This window comes from Gibbsiella quercinecans, from assembly GCF_002291425.1.
In the GTDB taxonomy this organism is placed as follows: Bacteria; Pseudomonadota; Gammaproteobacteria; order Enterobacterales; family Enterobacteriaceae; genus Gibbsiella; species Gibbsiella quercinecans.
Map to the genome: position 1 here is coordinate 1,610,583 of NZ_CP014136.1, position 14,430 is coordinate 1,625,012.

Below are 14,430 nucleotides of genomic sequence, written 5' to 3' on the forward strand. Positions count from 1 at the left end.
TATGCTACGCAAAATAGGATTACACTTCGGCCTGATCGTAGCCTGTATTATCGTCGTGCTACCGATTCTTTGGATCCTGCGTACCAGCCTGGTTCCAGAATCCATGGCGTACAGCAGCGATATTTTTCCCGCTTTCTCCAGTGAAAACTTTACCAGCCTGATTGGTGATGACGATTTTCTCACTTACAGCGCCAACAGTCTGATCGTGGCTTCCTGCTCGGTTTTGTTGGCCATGCCGTTAGCGGCGGCTACCGGCTATGCCTTTGCCCGCTTTAAAACGGGCGGAAGCGCCGCCCGTTTTTTTATGCTGGCGACACAAATGCTACCGGCCGTTGCACTGGTGCTGCCCGCCTTTGCCGTATTGAGAGCCCTGGAACTCACCAACTCGCTGGTGGGGCTGACGCTGGTATATGCCGCACTTAATCTGCCGTTCCTGACCTGGATTTTAATGGGTTTCTTTGAAGGCATTCCGGTCGATCTGGAATGGGCGGCAATGACCGATGGCACCACCGCCTGGGGGGCCTTCTGGTATGTGATCTTGCCGATCTCTTTGCCCGGCCTGGCTGCAGCAGGCGTACTTGGTTTTATCCTTTCGTGGAACGAGTTTCTTTTTGCCTTAGTGCTAAGCGGCCCAAAAACCGCAACTATCCCCGTCGCACTGGCGGCTCTGCAAACGTCTAATGGCGTGCAAATAGGTAAAGTTTCCGCTGGCATTGTACTGGCCATTTTACCCCTGATTATCGCATCACATTTTATACAACGTTATATCGTCAAAGGGCTCACTTTTGGCGGGGTTAAGTAGCTGAATCATCCTTTCATCGGATAGCCATTGATATTTCGGCATCCATTTATCAGGAGTCAATTATGTTTAACGATATGAAGACCACGCTGTTATCTGGATTGATGATATTAGGCCTTAGCGCAAGCGTGCAGGCTAAAGAGGTAGTGTTGCGTGCGCTGATGGAGAATGTTCCCGAAACGCAAATCATAGAGAAAATGCTGCCCGAGTTTGAGAAACAACACCACATTAAAGTCCAGTTTGAAAAAATCGGCTATGGGGACATGCACGACAAACTGGTTTCACAATTAATCGCACCACAAAGCTATTACAATGTGCTTGCCGTTGATTTTTTGTGGGCCGGGGAGTTTTCCAAAGCGAAGTGGCTGACCGATCTCACGCCCATGGTACAACAATCCGGCTTTGATATGGCCGCATTCATTCCTTCTACTGTTTCTTTGTTAAATCTTACCGCGGGAAAAACCGATCTGATCCCCATGTACAACTATTCCATGGGCCTGATTTACCGCACCGATATGCTGCAGGAAAGCACACTACAAGCTAAATATCAGGCTGAATTCAACAAGCCGTTGGCGCCGCCGGCGACCCTGGCTGATTACGTTACGCTGGTGAAATTTATCAAGCAGCAAACCGGTAAAGCAGGGGCGGCCATGCAAGGGCAACGCGGCGATCCTAACAGCATGGAGTTCTCTAACTATCTGTTTGCAGCAGGTGGGGATTATCTTGATGGCAATAAAAAAGTCGTACTCAACAGCCCACAAGGTAAAACCGCGCTATCGCTCTATGTTGATGCAATTAAACATGGCGCACAGACAGGCGCCCTTTCCGCGACGTTGGATGACACCATCCGCCTGATGTGTAGCGGCGAGGCATTCAGCATGGTGACGTATTGGTGGATGTTGCCACAATTGGATAACCCGCAATCCTGCCCTGCCGTTGCCGGGAAACTGGCTTTGACGACCATGCCGGGCGGCCACGGTGAAAGCGGCGGCTGGGGTTGGGGTATTCCCAAAAATATCACCGATGAAGAAAAAGCTGCCGCCTGGACCTTCATCCAGTGGGTGCAAAGCGAAAAAACGTCTATCGCACGCGCCCGGGAAGGCCATGCGCCGGTACGTGAGGATGTGTATAAAAATGCCGAAATTCTGGCGAAATACCCCTACTATGCCGAAGCGGAAAAAGTCGTCGCATCCGGTAAATCCTTCCCCATTTTTACCTATTCAGCCAATTATGAAGACGTGCTCGGCGCACAACTTTCAAAACTGGCTTCCAGCAATGGCTCTGTAGACGACACGTTACTCTACGTCACCGAACAACTCGAACAGTTGATGAAGAAATAACTTATGATGCCAATGCAAACATCCTGTACCACGGCATACCAGGCTAAAACCTGCTGGTTTGCCCGCTTTGATCGCTTCCGTCTTACCGGCTGGGCGTTTGCCCTGCCGGGGTTAGCCACGCTGACGATCGTGATGGGGTTCCCGGTGGCTTATGCCTTCATCCTGGCATTTTCATCCTATACCTTACTTAACCCCGAAATAGCCCCCTTCGTGGGGATAGATAATTTTGTCGCTATACTCAGTGACGGCGGCTTTTGGGCCGCCACTTGGTTAACTATCCGCTATTCGCTGCTGACCGTGGCGGGCGAGTTTGTCATCGGGCTGGGCATCGCCTTAATGCTCAACCGCGTGGTTAAAATGCGCCCGTTATATTTCGCCCTATTGACGATCCCGATGGCTATGTCGCCGGTGAGCGTGGCGCTAATATGGCGCATGTTGTTGCAACCCAACCTTGGCATTATTAATCACCTGCTACAGGATATCGGCTTACCCGCCCTGGATTGGCTGGGAACGCCCACATTGGCATTTTGGTCAATGGCCGTCATAGATATCTGGCAACAGATGTCGTTTGTTATTCTGATCCTCGCCGCTGGCCTCGCCGCCCTCCCGCGTGATCCCTATGAAGCGGCGCAAATGGACGGGGCAAGAAGTTGGCAACAGTTTTGGTATATCACCCTGCCAATGTTGCGACCGGTATCAGCCATTACCGTCGTTATTCAGTTGATTAACGAGCTACGTACGTACGATTTACCTTATATTCTGACACGCGGCGGCCCAGGTTCAGCGACTGAAATGTTGAGCTTTTTCGCTTATCGCCGCGCTTTCCTCGGCCTTTCCCTGAACGAAGGCGCGGCAGCCGCATTAATGCTATTGCTGATCGTTCTGGTAATGACCGTGCTTTTTTTCGCCATGCTGGAACGCCGGCGCTAATTGTGTTCAGTCACCATGGCGCAAGGTCAATAAATATGGCCCTTGGTTTAACGCGGTATGCCCCTGTCTCGCAGGTGTGATGAGGCCCCCATTACGGTATGACAAATTTGCCGATGGCTAACCCGACCACGACCGAGACGATCACATTCACCAGGCCGGGGCGCATAAAACTGTGGTTAAGCACATATTTACCAATACGGGTAGTGCCGGTGTCGTCGAAAGCCAGCGCAGCCAGGCACTGCCCGGCGACCGGGATCAAGAAATAGCCGTTCACCGCCGGCCATGAGCCGATGAGTGCATAAAGCGGCAACCCCAGCGCCAGCCCCAACGGCAGCAAAATCAACGTGGTCGCGGCCTGGCTACTGACCATGGCCGAAACAAAGAACATCATGATGGCAATCAGCCAGGTATGTTCCTGAAGCAGAACTTGCACCTCGGCCTTAATCAGATCGATATGGCTGCTGACGAACGTTTCGCTCATCCAGGCAAGGCCAAAGGCACAGACGATCGCCAATGCACCCGCGCGAAATACCGAGCCACTCAGGATGTGATCGACGGGTGGGCGGCACAGCAATACGATCAGGCAGGCAAACGACAACATCACCATTTGGATTGCGGCAGACATCGACAGCGGCTGCAACCCTTTTGCCGTTTCCACCAGCGGGCGCAGCCCTGGAATCAACCCCAACAGCACAATCACCACCGCGCCGGTCAAAAACAGCAGCACGGACAGTTTCGCATGCGGGGCCAGCACAGTTGCCCTTTCCGTTTTACCGATCGGTTTTAACAGCCCTTCGCTCAACCTGCGCTGGTATTCAGGATCATCCTTTAACTCTTTGCCTTTATTAAAGGTTGCGATAGCGCCTGCCGCAACGCCAATTAACGTCGCGGGTACGCAAATCATCATAATGGTGGAAATCGAAACCCCCAGCGGGGCCAGCAGGCCGACCATCGCCGCCATCGCGGCGGAAATTGGGCTTGCCGTGATCGCCTGTTGCGAGGCAATCACCGATATAGACAGCGGCCGTTCCGGGCGAATGCCCGAATCACGGGAAACTTCAGAGATAACCGGCAGCAGGCTGTAGACAACGTGCCCGGTACCCGACATAAAGGTAAAGAAATAACAGATAAACGGCGCCAGCAACGTGATATAGCGAGGATGGCGGCGCAGCATACTTTCCGCCAGCCGAACCAGGAGATCCAACCCGCCGGAGGCTTGCAAAGAAGAAGCAGCCAATACAACCGAGAGAATAATCAGAATAACATCAATCGGTGGTGAAGAAGGCGTCAGGCCGAAAACAAATACCAGGATGCCAACGCCAAATCCCCCGATCATCCCTAAAAAGACACCGCCGACTCGGGCACCAAACATCAGAGCGACAAGAATAAAACCGAGTTCCGTCCAAAACATATTTACCCCCTGATAATTACGGAGTTAATGCCAGACTTTTATTTAAAGGGCGCGGTGTTTAATCGGAATAGGATTTCCCAAAACCAAATGCGCCATAATGATGCAGAACGCCGCGTGCCAATACGCCCCCCGCCGCCATGGCGCGAAGTACAATGTCTCTATCGGCTTCAGGCTGCCCAGCTTGTAGTATCGACAGCATAAAGCCGGTTAGGAAAGCATCCCCCGCGCCCAACGTATCTATTGGTTCGATATATTCCGGCTGCCATGCAATAACCTCTTCACCCGAAAAATAATAAACATTCTCATGGCCACGGGTGGCGATAATATGCCGGCAGCCATAATCAAATAGCTTATCTATCTTTTGCCTTGTTTCATTTTCCGTAAGCGCACCACAGGAAATAAAACCATAATCCACCCACGGGCAAACTTGCTTAAAATAAGTATCCGTACCGCGTGAGGAAAAATCGAAAGATAACGTGACGGGTAATGTTTTTATCTTGGCCAGTTCAGTTTCCAGATGGCCATTCAGGCTAGAGTGCACTAAATCAAACTGTGCGATGTAGTCCAGATCGTTTGCTGCCAGCGCCAACGGATGCTCGCGCAGCATGCCATTTTTATTACTGGTGACAAATTCCCGATCGCCGTTCACCAGCCGGATGCAGGCATAGCCGTTCTCACCGCTGTAGTGCCGGCAACGCTGCCTATCAATACCTAATTCGTCTAACGTCTGCTGTACGTGCCGGGCGGCGGCATCGCTGCCAAACGCCCCCAGAAACGCACTCTCAATCCCGGCCTGGCGGGCATAAACCGCAAAGTTGAGGGCGTTGCCGCCAGGGTACATCATGCCGGAATGGAGGTATTTATCGACGACGTTATCGCCGATGCCAATCGCCTTTATGCTCATTGTGGTTCCTTATCCGATCATCCAGCCAATAGCATCCTTGCCCGATTATCGCGCCAAATAAGATCAGTACTCCACCTTCCACATATAACGGCGCGTGGTTAATGGATGCTGACGAATATCAGCAAGCGCACGGTTATAAACCGGGTAGACATTGTTGAACAGCGAGTGGTTAAAGTAATCGATTACGGTCGGCTTAATGGTGGAAAGGCCCAACTCTTTGGCGTCTACGACTTCAATACGGCGACCATATTTTTTCAGGAATGTTAATGCGCGCTCGTCCACGGCGCGGGTGCTGCCTTCAGAGAACTGGAAGAAAAATGGCGTGTTGGCGTCGGTAATCTCAAAGGGGCCGTGGAAGAACTCACCGCTGTGAATGCAGGCGGAATGGATCCACTGCATTTCCATAAAAATACATGTGCTTTGTAAATAGGCGGCGCCATAACCGGCACCGCTGGCCAGGGTATAAATAACCTTATCATCCTTATATTCTTCAGCGAACGCCAACGCGCGTTTCTCCAGGTGCTCACAGGCGCGGTAGACAATACGGTTAATTTTGCTCAGCCCGTCCTGGAAATCATCATAATGCACATAGCCTTCCGTCTGCTGCAGGAACTCTACGGCACTTAGCAACCCTTTGATGGTTTTCTCTTGCGCAATGTCTTTACCTTCGCCAAAGCTATAGGTTTCAACAAAATCACAGTGGGCCACCAGTGGGGAATCAGTGACCCATGTCAGGCCGATCACCGGTACGCCACGGCTTTGCGCCAGCGCGGCGGCCTGGATAGTTTCTGGCGTATTCCCCTTATGCGAAGCCACGATGACGACGGCATTGTCGGCCAGCGCAACCGGTGGGTTATTGATAAACTCGCCACTGTTGTACAGCCCAACAGAGAGTGTTTTGGCCTCTTTCTCGATAAAGGCTTTCGCGGGGTAAAATGCGGCATAAGAACCCCCACAGGCAACGTAGTAAATATGCGTGATCCCCCCTTTCGCCGCGTTGTTCTCCACGATGCCGCTCACAATTTCTTTGATACTCATACTGATCTCCTTGGGTCTGTACAGACATCCAGCGCCACAACACGACGATGCCTTAATGTATTTAAATGTATTGCATTAACGATATAACATTGAGATACATTTAGATCAATAAAATTGCGCATAAAAAATCGGGATCCACGATGTAGATCCCGATCTCAGGGGGTATTTAAACGGCGAAGCAGTGATTAAACCGTGAAGCGGATTTTGTCACCCACAATCAACTGATGAGAAATACATGATATTTTCCCTTTATTATCAATCATCTCGCTTTTTATTGAGATTAAGGGATAGCGCTGAGCGACACCAAGATAATGAGCCACCTCAAAGTTGGCGTACACCAGCTCGATCACTTTGCTTGAATGGGTAAACCATAGATCGTACTTATCGCGCAGGAGATCATACAAAGAGTTATTGTTTAGATCCTCATCCAACAGGAAAGCAAAAGACGGCGGGAACCAGACCGTCTCCAATGAGACCGGCACATCGTCGGCATAACGAATACGCTCCAGCACCACGGCTTTCTCATCTTTGCTGATATTAAACCGCTCGCGTATTTCTTCATTCGCCGGTTCAAAGACTGATTTTATGGTACGCGCCCCTGGGCGATAGCCCTGCGAACGGCACAACTCGCTGAAGCTCATGATGCCTGCCATGCTGCGCTGGAATTTCTCACCGGAGACAAACGTCCCTTTACCTGAAACGCGGGTGAGCAAATTTTCACGCGTTAGCGCATCAAGCGCTTTACGCACCGTCACCCGGCTGACCTTCCAATTGGCGCTGAGATCATTTTCGGTTGGGATTTGTTGCCCAGGCTTAAACTCGCCGCTTGAAATGGCTGCTTTCAGGGCTTCTTCAAGCTGTTTATACAGTGGCTTGGCGCTTGTGGGATCCGGCTGATTCACGCTAAGTATCCTTTTGTATTGCCATAATGCGCACAAAATATATACCCAAAATAATTCGAGTTGCAGTAAGGCGGCAACGCAGTGAGTCCCCAGGAGCTTACTCCAGTAAGTGACTGGGGTGAGCGAGGAAAGCCAACACACCTGCAACTTGAAGTATGAAGGGTATAGCATACAATACACAACATTTTCGCGTATGAATAAACCGGCTCCGGTTACGTATTGGCGGGATGGTTAATAACGGTCGGGCGCGGCGATCTTGATCACGGCCTTTCTCAGGAAATGAGTTGAATCCAAATAACAAGCGGGCTTATGCCATTCCCCTGGGAAGAAAATCACCAACCCGCCGGGAGGCAATACCAACCATGCTTCGCCCTGCTGCGCCTGCGCAAAACAGATATCCCTGGCCTTATCATAGGGCGTGATATTTTCCATTCGTCCATCCCCGCAGACATACCCTAGCGTTTCCGGGCCGTTTAGCGGAATATGAATATCAATATCGCGCTGATGCATTTCAAAAGGTTTAACCGCTGGCGCCGTTAATTGCCGGTCCATCATTTTAACCAGAATCTTTCCCGCTCCCAGTGAATAATCACCTGGCGCAAGATCAAACAGATCCAGCGCCATTACCTGTTCCAAAGCGGTTAGGAACTCTGCATCCAGTCCGGGATGGTGTTTAATCGAAGCCAATGAATCAACAATCATGCCATGCTCCTTTTTTAAATAGCACGCAGGGGTTAACCGCCACATCCGTTAACCCCCGGCATGATATTTAGCGGGTATTAAAACGTGCCGAACAATCAGAAATAAACATCGTCGATGACGTCGACGTTTTTTGCCGCAAATAATTTATCAATCCAGGTGCGCTCCAGGGCGCCGGATTTTGCCAGTTCAAAGTTGTGATTATCCACAACCAGGTACTGCTGGGCCTCTTCCAGAATACGCGCGGCATCCAGGCGCGGAATGATAATCACCCCATCGGCATCGCCCATAACAATATCCCCTGGGCAGACATGAATTTTCCCACAGGCGATCGGCACATTAATTTCACCCGGGCCATCCTTGAATGGGCCACCTGGCGTATGCCCGACCGCATACAGCGGAAAATCCATTTTTGAAATACCTTCGATATCACGAATCGGCGCATCCAGCACGATCCCTTCGATACCACGGTAGCGGGCATAGGTGGTCATCACTTCGCCCATCAGCGACTGGCTGCGGTCCCCTTCGTTCGAAAGAATAATCACATCATCACGGCCGGCAATATCCATGGCCTTATGCAACATCAGATTATCGCCAGAGCGCGCTTTAACGGTGACGGCTAACCCGCACATAACGGCTTTTTGGGGCGCGCTCATCAGCTTTATTTCCGATGACAACGCCGGCATGCGGCTCATACAATCGGCGACCACCGCCGCGGGGAGTTGACGGAATGCATCAAGCAAAGGGAGTGCATCCATCGGTCTTTTTAAAAACACACGATTACCAATAGCCATTCCAATATCCTCTAAGTGATTAATTGTGAACTTTTTCGGCCAAAGCGATCTGCTCTGGGGTGGTCTTCTTCGTGAAAGCGCCCGTGAGAGGGGTTCCGTCAACAGCGTCGTAATAACGCAGCGCTTCTGGCCGCAGCCAGCGTTGCAATCGTGACGGCATATCTAAGCCAATCAGCAGGATAACGACAAATGTCAGCGAGAATGACAAACCACTCAGCGCCGTTCCCAGGCTGAATTGTTGGGCAATGGAGGCGCCTAAAACAGGCGCCAGCGCCCCGCCCATAGAGCCAATGTTGTAAATGAACCCCAAATTGGCTGCACGTTGGTCGGTATCGAAATAGCCGCTGATCAGTTTGGCAAGCAGCCCGCCAACGCCTTGGCTAAATAGCTGCTGCAAGAAAATCAAAGCGCACAGTAGCCACACGCTGCCGCCGGTTAAGGCAAATACCGGGATGATGATGATCTGGGCAATCAGCAGGCTGATGACGTAGGTTTTTCTGGTGCCGAAATAATCGCCGGCGATACCGGCAAAACAGCAGCCTAGCCCCATGCCGAACCGGCTGAAAGAGAACACCAGCGCCACGATTTCAGGCGTGTAATGCAGCTCGGTTTTTAAATAGGTCGGCAACAGCGCATGTATCGGCCAGCCATACAGAAATACGCATAAAATAATCACCGTCAGCATTAAGCTGGTGGGCCATTTTTTGCCGCCGCTTTGTACCAAAAAGGAAATAAAAATCAGTGTGGTGATCACCCCCAGAATAGCGACCAGTACGGCAGGCCGGCTGTGATCGAAACAAAAATACAGCGCCACCGCAGCGATAACAGACATGGCGATATTCATGCCGCTTTTAGCCGCATTACCATTGCGGTATAACAAATCAACCATGGTAAATACGGGCTTGGTGCTCTTGGCACGATTTTTTGCCCATTCTTCGGCTTCGGGAATAGCGCGGCGCAACCATAACGCATACAGGATTGGGATAATCCCGATATAAAATAATACGCGCCAACCCCATAAAGGCACGATGACGCTATAGGCCATTACCGAAAGAATAGCGCCGGCGGAAAAACCAGAGTTAAGAAACGCGCTGGCCTTATTACGCATGTCCTTGGGCCAGCTTTCGATCACGTAGGCGGAACTTGTGCCGTATTCCCCGGCCATCCCAACACCGACAATCACCCTGGCGATGAACATCCAGGTGTAATTAGGCGCTAAACCACAGGCGACCGTACCGCCGGCAAACATCACAATGCTGGCAATCATGGCGCTCTTTCTGCCAAACCGGTCGCCCATGGCGCCCAGGGCCAGGCCGCCGAACCACCTTAAGATAAAAGCGGCGGAAACCAGCCCGGCGGCTTCAACCGTCGGGATATTAAACTCCGCCATGATTTCGGTTAGCACTAAGGTGATAATGACAAAATCAAAACCATCAAGCATATAACCGATCCAGGCAGCCCAGAATGCTTTCCACTGCGGCCGCGTAATGCGCCGGCTCCAGTGCAGGGTCGAGGACTCATTATTCATAACGTACCTCATTATTTAAGGGTAATATTTCACGTATTTATTTTTCTTACTGTAAATCCAGCGCGGTTATCGCCTTGCCTTCGGTGAAGTAACGATCAAGGTTATCAAAAACGTTATTTGCCATTGCTTGGCGGGTTTCAACCGTTGCGCTGGCAATATGCGGCGTGAGTAAAACATTATTCATCTGCAATAATGGCGCTGGAATTTCCGGCTCATGCTGATAAACATCCAAAGCCGCGGCCTTAATTGTGCCTGATTGCAAAGCTTCAATAAGATGTTGCTCATTAACTAACGAGCCGCGCGCAATGTTAATCAGCGTGCCCTCGGGCCCCAAAGCCTGCAATACGGCGGAATCAATCAAATTCCGGTTACTTTCATTACCGGGCATGGCCAATACCAGAAAATCCGAAAATGCCGCCAATGCCTGCACGTCGGGGAAATAACTATATTCAACGGACGATTTTTCTGTTCTGTCGCAATAGCCCACGCACATATCAAAGGCGCTGGCGCGTTTGGCGATCGCCTTGCCAATTTTCCCCAGCCCCAAAATCCCGATCTTTTTACCGCTGACTTTACTGGCAAGGCGAGGGGGCGTGGTTAACCATTGACCACTTCGGGCGAACTTATCCTGATAGGATAATTGCCGCGCCTGCGCCAAAATAAAAGCCAGCGCCAAATCCGCCACATCATCGGTTAAAATATCGCGGGTAACGGTAACGTGAATGCCCCTTTCCGCCGCTGTGACTAAATCAATACCGTCGGTCCCCACGCCAAAAACTGAAATAATTTCCAGATTAGGCAGCCTGGCCATCACATCGGCGGATAAGCCAACATCGCCACGGGTGGCAACACCGCGAATTTTTTCGCCGTGCTGACGTAAATATTCATCGCTATTTTCACACTGATAAAGGTTATGGCAGATAAAACGGCTAGCCAACCTGTTTGCCAACGCATCCATTAATGGTTGAACAACCAGGATGTGTTCTTTTTCTTTGCTCATAATTATCTCGCTTTAACGCGTTAATTAATGGGTTATATCGTTTCCCCGGTAAATATCTTGAAGCCCAGATCAACGCTACGTGTGGCATTCGCAGCATCCATTTTTTTGATGATCACCTCTGCCGACTTTTTACCAATTTCAAAGCGCGGAGTGATTACACTGGCTAATACAGGCGTCACCGTTTTGCCAATATCAAGACCATGGAAGCCGGCAATAGACATCTGCTCCGGCACCCGAATGCCACGCCGCAAACACTCCTGCAATACGCCAACGGCAATATCGTCATTGGTGCAAAATATCCCGTCGACTTTTTGCGCCCCAGCCAACACATCTTTGAGCATCATTGCGCCCAGCGAAAATGATGAAATGCTGTTAGGTGATATGCGGCGAGCCAGTAAACCGGACTCTTGCATCGCCGCGCGATAACCAAGATAGCGTTGGTTATCGCGCTGATCGTTACGTGATCCAAAATAATAAATATGCTTTTTCCCATGCTGGATCATGGCATTCACCATATGGTAAGCCGCTAATTTATTATCAAAGCCAATTTCAATATCGATCTGTGATTCCAGCGTATCCATGATTTCAATAACGGGTATTTTCGACGATCTTAAATAGCTTTGCGCACGCAAGGTGTGTACTTTTTCGCACAGCACGATGCCCTCAATATCATATGACAGCAGGTTGATAATCTGCTTTTCTTCATTCTCCCTGGAGTAGTTATATTCAGAAATTAACAACTGATAGCCATGCTGGTTAGTGATAAACTCCAGGCCGGAAAGAATGTCTGAAAAAACCTGATTCTGGAAAGAGGGTATCAGCACGCCAATTGAATTACTTTTTGCATTGAGCATAATATTGGGCGCTCTGCTTGGTATGTAATTCATCTCATCCAGTATTTCTGCAATTTTCAGCCGGGTTTCCGATGCCACCTGTTTGGGCTCACGTAGATAGCGGCTAACGGTCATTTTACTCACGCCCGCAAGGCTTGCTATATCCTGGAGACTTATCCGGTTATTACGCATAGATACCCTTTATGAAGTTTATATCCCAGCCACAGAATCAAACGGCGACCAACATGCCTCCATCCACGAAAAGCAGGTGACCATTTACAAAGTCAGAGGCTTTCGAAGACAAAAAGACAGCGGCGCCAATCAATTCCTCAGGGTTCCCCCAGCGGGCGGCCGGAGTGCGCTTACATAACCAGTCTGTAAATTCACGGTTTTCGACCAACGCCTTGGTCATTTCAGTTTTAAAATAACCGGGCGCGATGCCATTAATTTGAATATTGTATCTTGCTAATTCTACGCACATCCCACGCGTGAGCATTTTTACCGCCCCCTTGGAGGCCGCATAAGGTGTGATGGTGTCGCGCCCAAGCTCGCTTTGCATAGAGCAAATATTGATAATTTTACCTTGTTGCCGTTTAACCATATGTTTGGCAACCGCCTGGGAAACGATAAATACCGATTTCTGATTTACCCTGATCACATCATCCCATTCAGCTTCAGGAAATTCAGTAAACGGATGGCGGCGCTGAATCCCCGCGTTATTAATCAAAATATCGATCGGGCCAATACGTTGTTCAATTGTGGCAACGCCATGCTGCACCTGTTGACTGTCCGTTACATCAAAAGGCACGCCATAGGCTTTTATGCCCTGCTGTTCCAGGCGGGTAACCGCCTGATCGACCCGCTCTGCGGTTATGTCATTAATAATGATTTCTGCACCATAGCGCCCAAGCCCCTGAGCCAATAAAAAACCGATCCCTTGCGCCGAACCGGTAATTAATGCTTTTCTATCTTTGAGAGAAAATAAAGTATCCACAATCCATCCCCATATTATGCAAAAACGAGCTGTACTTTTGATGCGGCTGATTTATCCGCCGCGAAATTCAGCGCTTGCTGGAAATCCTCAAACCGGTACTCCGCGGTGAGCAAGGGCAGCGGGTTGATCTTTTTCTCCTCCAGCCATTGCACTGCCGTGTTAAATTCTTCCGTAAAACGAAACGTGCCAATGAGGTTAATTTCTTTGGCAATCAGCGCCATCAATGGGATCTCTGCGGTTGCGCCCCCCATCCCCACCTGCACGACGTGCCCTTTTGCTCGGGTGACCTGAACGCAGCGTTTGATAGAAGCCGGATGGCCCGAAGCCTCGAATGCCACATCAAAAAAGCCTTTGCCTGATTCATAGCCTGCCAGTGCCGGCGCATCGGCGGTAAAGGTGTTATCGGCCCCCATGGCGCGGGCAAGCTGCAAACAACGTTCACTGATGTCCGTTGCCACAATCTCTTCGGCCCCCAACGCCTTGGCGGCCGCCACAACCAGGCAGCCGATTGGGCCAACCCCGGAAACGAAAACCCGTTTGCCTTTAACACTGCCGGCCTGGTTGACCGCGTGGATAGCCACCGCCAGCGGTTCAGCAAAAACAATCACATTGCCGCTCACCGCAGGGTTAAAAGGAATACACTGTTCGTTCTCCACGATTTTATATTGCGTAAAACCGCCATCAACGTGAGGAAAATACATTGCGCTGCCAAAAAAACGCATATTCAGGCACTGATTAGTATTACCCTCCAGACAATATTCGCATTTAAGGCAGGGTTTACTTGGGTTAATCGCCACCGCCATACCCGGGGCCAGAGAAGGCGCACTGGATTTCTCGACAATACCAATCACTTCGTGCCCTAAAATCATTGGCATTTTCACCGGATAACTACCCACCCGGCCATGCTGATAATAATGTAAGTCCGAGCCACAAATGCCGCCGCGGGTGATTTTAACCAGCGTACCTTTATTCTCATATTCCAGTTCATACTTTTTAAGCGCAACGGCCCGCTCGCCTGTTACCACACAGGCAATAGAGTTAATTTTCATATTGGCTCCCTTTATTGATGTGCGGCTTATTAAACGAACAAAACCGCGTTTAATTTGTGATTAAAATCACACAAAAGGGATGTTACATTGGGATGTTACGCATATCATTACCGAGCTCTCAAAATTCAAAAAATAGCCGTTGAAATAGTTGCGCTATGTCTATTACCTGTTAGCGGCAACCCATTACGCCATCAATACATTAGAAAGAG

Annotated in this window: 14 protein-coding genes; 3 read left to right on the forward strand and 11 right to left on the reverse strand. The window is 50.2% G+C overall.

The features are described 5' to 3' along the window. Nucleotide 1 precedes the first annotated feature (1 nt). From ACN28Q_RS07460 to ACN28Q_RS07470, 3 genes are all read left to right on the forward strand, one after another. Nucleotides 2–802 carry a carbohydrate ABC transporter permease gene (locus ACN28Q_RS07460; protein WP_095845768.1) on the forward strand — a complete coding sequence of 267 codons (801 nt, stop codon included), beginning with the start codon at nt 2–4 and terminating at the stop codon, nt 800–802. 62 nt (nt 803–864) lie between these two features. After that, the gene (locus ACN28Q_RS07465) at nt 865–2,139 is read left to right on the forward strand and encodes an ABC transporter substrate-binding protein (RefSeq protein WP_095845769.1); all 1,275 of its coding nucleotides are present in this window, start codon (nt 865–867) and stop codon (nt 2,137–2,139) included. Nucleotides 2,140–2,142: 3 nt separating this feature from the next. Next, a complete protein-coding gene (locus ACN28Q_RS07470; RefSeq protein ID WP_230469453.1) occupies nt 2,143–3,069 on the forward strand; it encodes a carbohydrate ABC transporter permease in 927 nt (308 codons plus the stop codon). 91 nt (nt 3,070–3,160) lie between these two features. Here the strand turns inward: ACN28Q_RS07470 and ACN28Q_RS07475 are convergent, their stop codons facing one another. The 11 genes from ACN28Q_RS07475 to idnD all read right to left on the reverse strand — a co-directional run bounded on the left by ACN28Q_RS07475 (nt 3,161) and on the right by idnD (nt 14,221). Further along, nucleotides 3,161–4,480 carry an anaerobic C4-dicarboxylate transporter family protein gene (locus ACN28Q_RS07475; protein ID WP_095845770.1) on the reverse strand — a complete coding sequence of 440 codons (1,320 nt, stop codon included), beginning with the start codon at nt 4,478–4,480 and terminating at the stop codon, nt 3,161–3,163. Nucleotides 4,481–4,538: 58 nt separating this feature from the next. Further along, nucleotides 4,539–5,384: a fructoselysine 6-kinase gene (locus tag ACN28Q_RS07480; protein WP_095845771.1), complete on the reverse strand. Its 846-nt coding sequence runs from the start codon at nt 5,382–5,384 to the stop codon at nt 4,539–4,541. A 63-nt stretch (nt 5,385–5,447) separates the two neighbouring features. After that, nucleotides 5,448–6,422 carry a 6-phosphofructose-aspartate deglycase gene (gene fraB / locus ACN28Q_RS07485; protein ID WP_095845772.1) on the reverse strand — a complete coding sequence of 325 codons (975 nt, stop codon included), beginning with the start codon at nt 6,420–6,422 and terminating at the stop codon, nt 5,448–5,450. 185 nt (nt 6,423–6,607) lie between these two features. Beyond that, a complete protein-coding gene (locus ACN28Q_RS07490) occupies nt 6,608–7,324 on the reverse strand; it encodes a GntR family transcriptional regulator (protein WP_095845773.1) in 717 nt (238 codons plus the stop codon). A 231-nt stretch (nt 7,325–7,555) separates the two neighbouring features. After that, nucleotides 7,556–8,026 carry a NanQ anomerase/TabA/YiaL family protein gene (locus ACN28Q_RS07495; RefSeq protein ID WP_183096685.1) on the reverse strand — a complete coding sequence of 157 codons (471 nt, stop codon included), beginning with the start codon at nt 8,024–8,026 and terminating at the stop codon, nt 7,556–7,558. A 95-nt stretch (nt 8,027–8,121) separates the two neighbouring features. Further along, nucleotides 8,122–8,817, reverse strand: coding sequence for an RraA family protein (locus ACN28Q_RS07500; protein WP_095845776.1), 696 nt, complete (start codon nt 8,815–8,817; stop codon nt 8,122–8,124). A 19-nt stretch (nt 8,818–8,836) separates the two neighbouring features. Beyond that, nucleotides 8,837–10,345, reverse strand: coding sequence for an MFS transporter (locus ACN28Q_RS07505; protein WP_095845777.1), 1,509 nt, complete (start codon nt 10,343–10,345; stop codon nt 8,837–8,839). A 46-nt stretch (nt 10,346–10,391) separates the two neighbouring features. Further along, nucleotides 10,392–11,345, reverse strand: a complete 954-nt coding sequence (locus ACN28Q_RS07510; protein WP_095845778.1) for a 2-hydroxyacid dehydrogenase — start codon at nt 11,343–11,345, stop codon at nt 10,392–10,394. A 32-nt stretch (nt 11,346–11,377) separates the two neighbouring features. Then, nucleotides 11,378–12,370 carry a DNA-binding transcriptional regulator IdnR gene (idnR, locus tag ACN28Q_RS07515; protein WP_095845779.1) on the reverse strand — a complete coding sequence of 331 codons (993 nt, stop codon included), beginning with the start codon at nt 12,368–12,370 and terminating at the stop codon, nt 11,378–11,380. Between the two features lie 37 nt (nt 12,371–12,407). Beyond that, complete coding sequence (gene idnO, locus ACN28Q_RS07520) at nt 12,408–13,172, reverse strand: gluconate 5-dehydrogenase (RefSeq protein ID WP_095845780.1); 765 nt, start codon at nt 13,170–13,172, stop codon at nt 12,408–12,410. A gap of 14 nt (nt 13,173–13,186) precedes the next feature. After that, entirely contained in the window at nt 13,187–14,221 is a 1,035-nt protein-coding gene (gene idnD, locus ACN28Q_RS07525) for an L-idonate 5-dehydrogenase (RefSeq protein ID WP_095845781.1), read from the reverse strand. Nucleotides 14,222–14,430: the final 209 nt, after the last annotated feature.